At 43.8% G+C, this 9,201-nt stretch carries 16 protein-coding genes and 5 pseudogenes; 18 read left to right on the plus strand and 3 right to left on the minus strand.

The features are described from left to right. Nucleotides 1-185: 185 nt before the first annotated feature. From ABRZ26_RS24230 to ABRZ26_RS24245, 4 genes and pseudogenes are all read left to right on the plus strand, one after another. A complete protein-coding gene (locus ABRZ26_RS24230; RefSeq protein WP_319606603.1) occupies nt 186-536 on the plus strand; it encodes a hypothetical protein in 351 nt (116 codons plus the stop codon). 80 nt (nt 537-616) lie between these two features. Then, a pseudogene (locus ABRZ26_RS24235) lies at nt 617-1,049 on the plus strand (RHS repeat-associated core domain-containing protein); the annotation flags it as partial. Nucleotides 1,050-1,102: 53 nt separating this feature from the next. After that, nucleotides 1,103-1,435, plus strand: a complete 333-nt coding sequence (locus tag ABRZ26_RS24240; RefSeq protein ID WP_319606604.1) for a hypothetical protein — start codon at nt 1,103-1,105, stop codon at nt 1,433-1,435. Continuing rightward, on the plus strand, nt 1,436-1,903 hold the full coding sequence (locus ABRZ26_RS24245) for a hypothetical protein (RefSeq protein WP_319606605.1): 468 nt from the start codon (nt 1,436-1,438) through the stop codon (nt 1,901-1,903). A 42-nt stretch (nt 1,904-1,945) separates the two neighbouring features. On the opposite strand, the gene ABRZ26_RS24250 is transcribed toward ABRZ26_RS24245, so the two are convergent. Beyond that, nucleotides 1,946-2,077 (minus strand): SymE family type I addiction module toxin, encoded by a 132-nt coding sequence (locus ABRZ26_RS24250; RefSeq protein WP_349830385.1) that lies wholly within the window; start codon nt 2,075-2,077, stop codon nt 1,946-1,948. A 305-nt stretch (nt 2,078-2,382) separates the two neighbouring features. Here ABRZ26_RS24250 and ABRZ26_RS24255 point away from each other — a divergent pair. The 3 genes and pseudogenes from ABRZ26_RS24255 to ABRZ26_RS24265 all read left to right on the plus strand — a co-directional run. Beyond that, nucleotides 2,383-2,470, plus strand: a pseudogene (locus tag ABRZ26_RS24255) (RHS repeat-associated core domain-containing protein); the annotation flags it as partial. Between the two features lie 62 nt (nt 2,471-2,532). Then, nucleotides 2,533-2,826, plus strand: coding sequence for a ribonuclease domain-containing protein (locus ABRZ26_RS24260; RefSeq protein WP_319606606.1), 294 nt, complete (start codon nt 2,533-2,535; stop codon nt 2,824-2,826). Further along, nucleotides 2,826-3,155 carry a barstar family protein gene (locus tag ABRZ26_RS24265; RefSeq protein ID WP_319606607.1) on the plus strand — a complete coding sequence of 110 codons (330 nt, stop codon included), beginning with the start codon at nt 2,826-2,828 and terminating at the stop codon, nt 3,153-3,155. The genes ABRZ26_RS24260 and ABRZ26_RS24265 overlap by 1 nt, the downstream gene beginning before the upstream one ends. A gap of 45 nt (nt 3,156-3,200) precedes the next feature. Here the strand turns inward: ABRZ26_RS24265 and ABRZ26_RS24270 are convergent, their stop codons facing one another. Next, nucleotides 3,201-3,602: a SymE family type I addiction module toxin gene (locus ABRZ26_RS24270; RefSeq protein ID WP_319606614.1), complete on the minus strand. Its 402-nt coding sequence runs from the start codon at nt 3,600-3,602 to the stop codon at nt 3,201-3,203. Between ABRZ26_RS24270 and ABRZ26_RS24275 the strand changes: the two genes are divergently transcribed. The 8 genes and pseudogenes from ABRZ26_RS24275 to ABRZ26_RS24310 all read left to right on the plus strand — a co-directional run bounded on the left by ABRZ26_RS24275 (nt 3,555) and on the right by ABRZ26_RS24310 (nt 7,061). After that, on the plus strand, nt 3,555-3,773 hold the full coding sequence (locus ABRZ26_RS24275) for an HYD1 signature containing ADP-ribosyltransferase family protein (RefSeq protein ID WP_319606608.1): 219 nt from the start codon (nt 3,555-3,557) through the stop codon (nt 3,771-3,773). The two genes, ABRZ26_RS24270 and ABRZ26_RS24275, sit on opposite strands and share 48 nt — an antisense overlap. A gap of 160 nt (nt 3,774-3,933) precedes the next feature. Beyond that, nucleotides 3,934-4,251, plus strand: coding sequence for a hypothetical protein (locus ABRZ26_RS24280; RefSeq protein ID WP_319606609.1), 318 nt, complete (start codon nt 3,934-3,936; stop codon nt 4,249-4,251). Nucleotides 4,252-4,722: 471 nt separating this feature from the next. Continuing rightward, nucleotides 4,723-4,814, plus strand: a pseudogene (locus ABRZ26_RS25180) (RHS repeat-associated core domain-containing protein); the annotation flags it as partial. Further along, nucleotides 4,815-5,159, plus strand: a pseudogene (locus ABRZ26_RS24285) (polymorphic toxin type 30 domain-containing protein). A 28-nt stretch (nt 5,160-5,187) separates the two neighbouring features. Continuing rightward, complete coding sequence (locus tag ABRZ26_RS24290; protein ID WP_319606610.1) at nt 5,188-5,562, plus strand: hypothetical protein; 375 nt, start codon at nt 5,188-5,190, stop codon at nt 5,560-5,562. A gap of 714 nt (nt 5,563-6,276) precedes the next feature. Further along, complete coding sequence (locus ABRZ26_RS24300) at nt 6,277-6,399, plus strand: RHS repeat domain-containing protein (RefSeq protein WP_319606615.1); 123 nt, start codon at nt 6,277-6,279, stop codon at nt 6,397-6,399. 36 nt (nt 6,400-6,435) lie between these two features. Continuing rightward, nucleotides 6,436-6,729, plus strand: coding sequence for a ribonuclease domain-containing protein (locus ABRZ26_RS24305; protein WP_319606611.1), 294 nt, complete (start codon nt 6,436-6,438; stop codon nt 6,727-6,729). Beyond that, nucleotides 6,729-7,061 carry a barstar family protein gene (locus tag ABRZ26_RS24310; protein WP_319606612.1) on the plus strand — a complete coding sequence of 111 codons (333 nt, stop codon included), beginning with the start codon at nt 6,729-6,731 and terminating at the stop codon, nt 7,059-7,061. The genes ABRZ26_RS24305 and ABRZ26_RS24310 overlap by 1 nt, the downstream gene beginning before the upstream one ends. 74 nt (nt 7,062-7,135) lie before the next feature. Here the strand turns inward: ABRZ26_RS24310 and ABRZ26_RS24315 are convergent, their stop codons facing one another. Further along, nucleotides 7,136-7,474: a SymE family type I addiction module toxin gene (locus tag ABRZ26_RS24315; protein ID WP_319606616.1), complete on the minus strand. Its 339-nt coding sequence runs from the start codon at nt 7,472-7,474 to the stop codon at nt 7,136-7,138. Between the two features lie 191 nt (nt 7,475-7,665). Between ABRZ26_RS24315 and ABRZ26_RS24325 the strand changes: the two are divergent. The 3 genes and pseudogenes from ABRZ26_RS24325 to ABRZ26_RS24335 form a co-directional block, all read left to right on the plus strand. Further along, nucleotides 7,666-8,382 (plus strand): annotated as a pseudogene (locus ABRZ26_RS24325) (RHS repeat-associated core domain-containing protein); the annotation flags it as partial. A 298-nt stretch (nt 8,383-8,680) separates the two neighbouring features. Next, nucleotides 8,681-8,959, plus strand: a complete 279-nt coding sequence (locus ABRZ26_RS24330) for a hypothetical protein (RefSeq protein ID WP_319606613.1) — start codon at nt 8,681-8,683, stop codon at nt 8,957-8,959. Between the two features lie 37 nt (nt 8,960-8,996). Then, nucleotides 8,997-9,201: transposase (locus ABRZ26_RS24335; protein ID WP_319602908.1), on the plus strand; the 205-nt coding region annotated here is incomplete at its 3' end.

Here is a 9,201-nt window from a genome sequence, read left to right on the forward strand (position 1 = left end):
CAGCCAGCGCCAGCGCCTGCTGGCGAAACTCCGGGGTATATTGATTACGGGATGTCTTCTTCACAGATTTTGCTTGCGTCATGGTTCACCTTGTTAACGATTTTACTCGCTTAACAGCGTGTCCACCATTCGTGGGTAGGATCAGAAACGTTCCCTGAAGCTTTTATTAAATTAAGGTGATAAAAATGGATACCCAAGAATTTATTGATGTATTGAATACTGTGGTTAGAGATGCTGCGGTGGAAGACACGATCTCAATCCTTGAGTCTCCTCCAGGTAGAAAGCCAGCTAAAGAACTTATCAAATTATCTGAGTTTTATAATAAACAAAATGAAGAGAGTAAATTATTAATTAATAAGATAATGAAATATGTTGCTGACGATGCGGTGTTCGGAATGTTGTGTGTAATCGATGGTGTTCGTGCGATAGAAGATGATAATAAAGGTGAATTGATCCTTAATTATCAGAACGCTAAAAACTCAACCGTTACGCTGAATGCCAATAAAGATCTACACGACATCTTCAATGCTAATTAAATAAAAACAAAGCCGGAAGCGATCCCCAAGATCCTTCCGGCTATTTTATTTAGCGGCTTATATTGCAAGCGTTGACGCCGCAGGACCAGCGCCGCAGCACGTATCTCTACGACCCTGCGGAGCCGTGGAGCCCGCTGGCGCGCATCGACCAGGCGGGGAAAGCCGGCGCCCCCGGCGAGAGGTACTGGCTCCATACCGACCTGAACAGCGCGCCGCTGGAGATGACCGATGACAAAGGCGCCGTGCGCTGGAGCGGACATTACGGCGGATGGGGCGAGGTCGGGCGCCAGACGGTGGATAGCGTCGAGCTGCGGCAGGGACAACGCCGCTGCGCTATGCCGGTCAATATGCTGACAGCGAAACGGGGCTACACTATAATCTGTTTAGATATTTTGATCTGGTGGTTGGCAGATTTACGACGCAGGATCCGGTGGGGCTGGCGGGGGGCTGAATCTTTATCAGTATGCGCCGAATCCGCTGACTTGGATCGATCCGTTGGGGTTGAGTAAATGTTCATCTAAGGATTTAATCATAGAGATAGAATTACCAGCCGCTGGACTGACCATTTGACGGGGAAAAAACCTGCGGATGTTCATGATTATTTAACGTCGAAAGGATGGTCGAAAACATATCCTCAGGCAGATAAACCGGGAGCTATCCAACATATCCAATATGTTAAAACAACAAAGTCAGGTACTACTTATAAATTAGACTATCACCCTGGTAGTTCCGCTTCTCAATCAAATATTCATGGGAATGACTACTTAAAAATTTATCGTGATGTTAATGGGAAAGATGTCGTTTATGGTCGAATAGGTCACAGTGGATTTAAAAATTATGATCTTATTACAGACTCTCCTGTTTATGTTGATAAGATATTAGTTAATGGTGGGTTATAAATGATCGATATCAATGCGGATATAATTTCTAATAAATCGATTGGGAATATCTCGTTGAGAGATAACGTCAATGATTATCTAAGTGATATGTATTCAAATCATACTATTAGGTTTTTTGATTATTTATTGCCTGATAATGAAAAAAGGATGGCTTATGTCATTGATGAAACAATCACTGTCGCTACGTTAGCTGACGGTTTAATTACATCGGTAGGGTGTAATGAGAAGTATAAAGGTTATTATATGAACTCATTGCATACAGGAATGAGAATGTCTGACATAATTAAACTTACTGATAATCAACGTATCTTTAATGGTTGTATCATACTTAATGATGATTTTGGTTTTTCGATTGATCTCCCTGCACCGTATGATGAAATAGCGGATGATATTGATCATATTCCTTTAGACCTTATTCTAAAAGAAATGAGAGTTGCCGATTATTATTTATGGAAACCTAAAAAATAAATAAAAACCGGAAGCGTTCTTAATGATCCTTCCGGTTATTTTTTACCTGCTGTTTAGTACACGATCAGAGATTAATCTGCGTCTCAATAATAATCCTGCCCCGCTCAACGGTGACGACGACCGGTATCCGGTATCAAATCCCATCTCTTCCAGCCAGCGGCCCTTGAGGTTGATGGCGGACGGCGGGTTGGCTCTGCCGTTTTACTCGCCTCATTCTGTGGCTCGCCCTGTGGGCCAGTTAAAACTGTTCAAACCTGTTTGCAACAGGTTTGTGCGGCGCGTATTCCACCGTGTAGTAACGTTCTATTTTGGTTGCTTTATTTACCGCGTCGTCTAACTTAGAATGCGTGTTAGCCATAGTCAACTTTCTCGTTGCGGGCGGTAGCGTGAACGATTTCCTGCACTATGACGACATTGTGAAGGCAGTTTACAGCCAACACCGATAGTACGATCCGAAAGTCTGATAGATTATTGCACCGGATCCGATAGGGCTGGCGGGTGGATTAAACAACTACGCTTATTCGCCGAATCCGCTTACTTGGATCGACCCGTTGGGGTTGAAATGTACTCATTCAGCTAAGAATCCAAAACAGGCTCATGCTGCCATTAAAGATAAATGGGGTCACAGTATGACGAAAAGAGACATGCGCGAACTTCAAAATACCGTAGATAGAATTAAATTGAATAAACCTCATTATTCAAATGATGGGACGACATTTAATAACACTCACTCTATCGGTAATCCTAATAGTCAGCGTCTGAATACTGGTAGTGGACCATATATAGAATGGACTGTTAAAACATCAGATATAGGCGGGAATGGAGCAAGGCGTATAGTAGTTGATACGAATACAGGGAAAACTTACTACAGCCATGATCATTATGATTCTTTTATAGAGATCAATCTTGGAGGGTGGAAGTAATGAAGATAGGAAAGAAAGTAAAAATAGACTTTGCCAAGATAAAAACATTAGATGATTTCTATAATGAGTTATCTGGCTTATTCGGATTTCCTGATTTCTTTGGTAGGAATATCAATGCGCTAATAGATTGTTTGTTCAGTCTTCGCTATCCGAAAGATGAAATGACAAAAATTCATGTGGCAACTTCAGAATATTTATTAATAGAGTTGTATCATTTCTCTTTAACAACAGAAGAAATAAAAGAAACATTAATAGTTACTATTGAAAATGTAAGCTTAAAATGTAAGGAAAAAGGGCAGGAGCCTTCGATTGTTTTATTATTAAAGTAGTTTGAAAAAGCCGGAAGCGATCGCAACGATCCTTCCGGCTTATGATTATCTGCCGCTCAGTTGTGGCTGTTTGGTGATTAACTCTCTGCTTGTATCTAACGCCAGCCTGCCGGGAAAGGTGTTCAGCCATTGTGCGGCGGCGCGTTCATCAAACGGTTGCAGGCTGAGTCCTTCAAGACAGTGCCACAACGCCCGCAAATCCTGCACGGTAATGACAATGCAGCCCGGCATCACGCGCAGCTTGAGCGGCTGCCCGGTGCTGAACCCGGCTTCCTGTAGCCACTTGCCGTTGATATTGATGGCGGGCGTAGAGGTATCGCCCCTGTTGGGCCGGTAGCCGACACGTTGATAGCGTCGGGCTGCGGCAGGGACAACCCGTGATAGATCAGCCGCTGCGCTATGCCGAACCTTTATGCTTATGCGCCAAATCCGCTGACATGGATCGATCCGTTGGGGCTGGCGAAGTGTTCAACTGAAAAAACTCGTGTTCGTCACTATACAAATAGGAAGGGTTCTAACGGAATCATGGACAGTGGAGTTATAAAGGCTCAGGATAATAGCCGTGTATATTTTGAACCAGCTAAAAATAAACCGTTAAGCCCTAAAGATGCAGAGTAAAAATATCAAATAAAGCCAGGGAAAGGAAGAAGCTATATAGAGGCTGATGTTCCAAATGATTTATTGGAATGGGTTCCTAACCCTCGTTATCACCGTGGAGATCTTACGATTAAGAGTGATGTCGAATTGAACAATCCACAGGTGTTTAGGAGAAAGTGATATGTTAAAAGAAAACGAAAAGATAACCTTTAATGGTTCGGAACTTATTGAGATTATTAAAGAGGTTAACTATATTCTTATTTCACTAAATAAAATAGGAGGTTACTATTATAATGCTCCTGAAATATCAAATAAAAGAGTGTTGGAGTATAAGTTGGAAACTGCTGATTTTATTGATAGAAATGAGGTTTGCACAAAGCTTGCTAATATAAGGAAAGTATTGTCGGAAAAATTTAATGATGAGCTTGGCACTGATGATATGGATGATATAGAAAGAGCTACTGAAGATACCATATATTGGGAAAAGCCTGGGGATTAATAAATAGACCGGGAGGAAATTATTAATGTTCTCCCAGTCTTATTTTATTTCCCGTTATTTACAGCTTGATTGTTCCCGGCCAAATCTAGCCTACCGAGAAAATGATTCAGCCAGTGCGTGACGGCATACTCATCAAACGGGGTGATACTCAGTGCTTGCAGGTTGTCCCAGAGTTGCCGCAAATCCGGCACGGTGTTGACCCCAGCTTCCTGTAGCCACTTGCCGCTGAGGGTAATGTCGGGCGTGGAGGTGTCACCCTGTTGAGCCGGTAGCCGACACGCTGATAGCGCTCCGGCTGAGAGATTTTAAAAACGGGGGTATCTGGCGTAGAATGCGCGTCAGTCATAGTCAATCAGGAATGAACGGATGGGCGGTAGCGTGAGCGACTTCTTTTACTATGACGATGTTATGAGGGTAGTTTACAGCCAAAATTGGTAGTACGACCCGAAAGCCAGATGAAATCGTCCCTATGACCCGATAGGGCTGGCGGGGGAATTAACCTCTATGCGTATGCGCCGAATGCGTTGAGTTGGATCGATCCGCTGGGGTTGAGTAAATGTTCATTGTCTGGCAATAAAATTAAAAAGCCAGATGGTACGGATCTTATTAAAATTCCTGGAACAGCAACGGTCCGTAAATTAACTCCACCTGAGGGTTATGTTGGTGATTATGGATATGAGTATAAATGGATTAATTCTATAGGGACTAAAACTACGGTTCGTATTCATGGCATAGATGCAACTGCCCCTGCTGGTTAGAATGCTAGTCAAGGATGGGTTGTTCGAATAATGGATGGGAAGAAAAGTATGGATATTAATGGTAATTATCATCCCCCCGGGATTTTTAAGGAAAGTAGTCCTAGTTATAATCCTAGTCTCATAAATGATGTTCATATCCCTATAGAATAGCCTACTATTTTTCCTTAGGTGAAATAAAATGATTGATAAAAGTAATTTTATAAAAAACAAGATGGAAGAAATTTATATCGCTTTGACTAATAATCAGCCTAATTTAGATGAGCTAATCGGAGAGATTAATGATTTATTTTCATCACCTTATAAAAGGGATGCGATTGCAGATAATGAAACAATCCAATCTTTATGGTTTTTTTTATTTGAAATGTTTATTCTTAGTGATAATAATGATGTTAAATTTGATATAATCAGTGCGATGTGTGATATGTATATATATCAAGCGAACTTAGGTGTTGATTTAAGTTTAGATAACATAAGGTTCTGGAGAGAGAGTTTAAAAGCAGAAGAATCATCTCCAGAAATAATTGATTATGTAGATGATATGCTATCGATTTAATTATGTCATAAAGTAATAAAAACACTGGGGAGATTCCTCGGTCTTCCCTGTATTTTATTATCTGAATAATTTTTAATCTACTAAACAATCTCGTCATTCCCCCTACTTAGCCTGATAAAGCTGCTCGTGCAGTGCCCGCACCTCGTTATTATCAGCCATCAGCACAATGCATCCGCCTGAAATCTTTGACATACTTACTTCAGCATCCACTAAATGGTATGCCCAACAAGGAACCGGTGGTGCATTTACAAAATTAGGAAAACTAGCGAATTGGGTTACTTGGGAAATAAGAGATGGTGTGCAGATCCGAGTTATATACCAACCGGCAACAGGGAGAGTGATAACAGGATTTCCTGATAGCGAGCCAATTCCTTCTATAAAGCCCGACTCTTCCAGCCAGCGGCCTTTGAGGTTAATCGCAGACGGTGGGTCGGGTCTGCCGTTTTACTCGCCTCATTCTGAGGCTCGCCCTGTGGGCCAGTTAAAACTGTTCAAACCTGTTTGCAACAGGTTTGTGCGGGGCATATCCCACCGTGTAGTAACATTCAGTTTTAGCTGCTTTATTTACCACGCCGTCGGACTTAGAATGCGCCTAAGGCATAGTCAACTTTCTCGTCGGCGGGCGGTAGCGTGAGCAATTTCCAGCACTATGATGACTGAATGAAAGTAATTTACAGCCGAAACAAGTAGTACGATCCGAAAATCGGATAAATTATTGCGCCGGACCCGATAGGGTTGCTTGGTGGATTAAATAACTACCAGTATGCACCGAATCCTCTGGCGTGGATCGACCCACTGGGGTTAAAATGTACTCACTTTGCCAAGAATCCAAAGTAACTTCATGCATCGATTAAAGATAAATGAGGTTACACCATGACGAAAAAAGACATGCGTGAAATTCACAACACAGTTGATAGAATTAAACTGAATAATCCTCGTTATTCAAATGATGGAACACCTTTCAGTAATATTTATACTATGGGCAACCCAAATAGTCAGCGTTTAGATACAGGTAGTGGTCCATATATAGAATGGACGGTAAAAACACCAGGTGTAGGTAATAATGCCCCACGAAGAATAGTTGTTGATAGGAAAACAGGTCAAGCATACTATACTCATGATCATTATGACTCTTTCGTGGAGATTGATCTTGGAGGATGGAAATAATGCGTATAGAAAAATCTATCACTTTAAATTTTTCATCCATAAAGACTATGGATGAACTATATGATGAATTAGCCTTTAAATTTGGCTTCCCTGATTTTTTTGGAAGAAATATAGATGCAGTTATTGATTGTATTTTTGGAATTAGATATCCAGATGAAGGGATGACAAAAATAAATATTAGTGAAAATGGCTATTTGTCTTTAAATATAAAGAACTTCTCTGGTGCTGATGAAAAAGTAAAGGAAGCAATAATATTTATTATAGAGTTTGTCAACTATAAATATCAATTCAAAGGGCGAGAGCCAGCAATTTTATTATGTTTAATTAAGTGATGTTGTATTAATAGCCGGAAATGACCATAAAGATCCTTCCTGCTTTATTTTATCTGTCGTTCAATCTCAGTTATTTACTGATTGAGTATCCCCGCCAGATCCAGCCCGCCGGGAAAACGGTTAAGCCAGTCGGCGGCGGCGCGTTCATCGAACGGTTGCAGGCTGAGTCCTTCGAGACAGTGCCACAACGCCCGCAAATCCTGCACGGTAATGACAATGCAGCCCGGCATGACACGCAGCTTGAGTGGCTGCCCGGTGCTGAACCCGGCTTCCTGTAGCCACTTGCCGCTGATATTGATGGCGGGCGTAGAGGTATCGCCCCTGTTGGGCCGGTAGCCGACACGTTGATAGCGCTCCGGCTGAGAGATTTTAAAAACAGGGATAAAGGGCGCAGAATATGCGTCAACCTTAATCGCCTTTCTTGTCGGTGGGCGGTAGCGTACGCGATTTCCTGCACGATGGCAGCGACGCGGTGACCCATAACCGTCTGGCGCACTGGCAACGGTTGTTCTGCGTTACGATAGCTGGGGCAATCTGATCAGCCGGTGTAATGGTGAGGAGGAGCAACATTATACGTACGATGCCGATAACCGGCTGATACGCGCCCGGATGGCACCGGGTACCGGTTGACGTTCGAATGACGCGCTGGGGCAACCTGACGGCGCGTCGCCACGGACTGTACGAGCAGCACTATGCGTATGACGATGGCAACCGGCTGATACGGGCGTGGGGAACGGGGCCGGAGGGCGCGTTCGACGCGTTCTACGCCTACGACGCGCTGGGACGCAGGACCGGCAAGCGGGTGAAGTACAAACGGGGACGCGAGGAAGAGACGCGCTTCGTGTGGCAGGGGTTCCGGCTGCTGCAAGCGTTGACGCCGCAGGACCAGCGCCGCAGCACGTATCTCTACGACCCTGCGGAGCCGTGGAGCCCGCTGGCGCGCATCGACCAGGCAGGGAAAGCCGGCGCCCCCGGCGAGAGGTACTGGCTCCATACCGACCTGAACAGCGCGCCGCTGGAGATGACCGATGGCAAAGGCGCCGTGCGCTGGAGCGGACATTACGGCGGATGGGGCGAGGTCGGGCGCCAGACGGTGGATAGCGTCGAGCTGCGGCAGGGACAACCCGTGACAGACCAGCCGCTGCGCTATGCCGGTCAATATGCTGACAGCAAAACGGGGCTACACTATAATCTGTTTAGATATTTTGATCCGGTGGTTGACAGATTTACGACGCTGGATCCGATTGGGCTGGCGGTGGGAATTAACCTTTATCAGTACGCGCCGAATCCGTTGATGTGGATCGATCCGCTGGGGTTGAGCGGAAATAGAATATATAAAGACGCACCATATCATGGTACAACCGATAATCCCGTCAAGAGCCGTGCTCCAACAAATGGACAAGTAGCTTTAAATAATTCAGTGCAAGTGAAGCCAAGATCACCAAGAAGAGTTGGTATTGATGTGGGTAATAATGAAATTGTTGTATTAGATAAAACAAGAGCATTACAAAATGGTGTTGATGAATATCATGGTCACGTCCGCGATTGGGATGCTTTAGATAACAAACAGCAATCAGTCTTAACTAAATCCGGAAAAATAAAAAAGAAAGGAAAAATTTGTGGACAGTAAATCCCATTTAGAAAATCTGCTCAACTCCAATGATATTGCTAAGGTATCGGAGACTCTTCTCTATATAGCCCACAATATCAATAATGTTGAGTGGGCTGAAAAGAACTTTATGAGGATGGCTAATAACTCAAATGAAGATATTAGCGGATTGGCATTGACTTGCTTAGGCCACATAGCGAGAGTTAATGGCCGAATTAGTAAGGAAATTGTTATTCCTTTTTTAAAAGAAAAGATAAATAACACTAGGCTGTGTCCCTTAATCATCTGAGCTATAGTAACTACTTATTTCCACAATACTTTGAGATATGGCCCGATACGATCTTCCCGATGAAGCATGGAGCATCATCCAGCCCTTACTGCCTGCTGAACCTACATCCCCACGGGCCGGACGCCCATGGGCTGAGCATCGTAAAGTCATCAACGGTATGTTCTGGGTGTTGTGTTCTGGTGCGCCATGGCGCGATTTACCTGAGCGATATGGCTCCTGGAAAACGGTTTATAATCGCTTTA

The sequence above is a fragment of the Brenneria sp. L4-2C genome (genome assembly GCF_040240335.1).
In the GTDB taxonomy this organism is placed as follows: domain Bacteria; phylum Pseudomonadota; class Gammaproteobacteria; order Enterobacterales; family Enterobacteriaceae; genus Brenneria.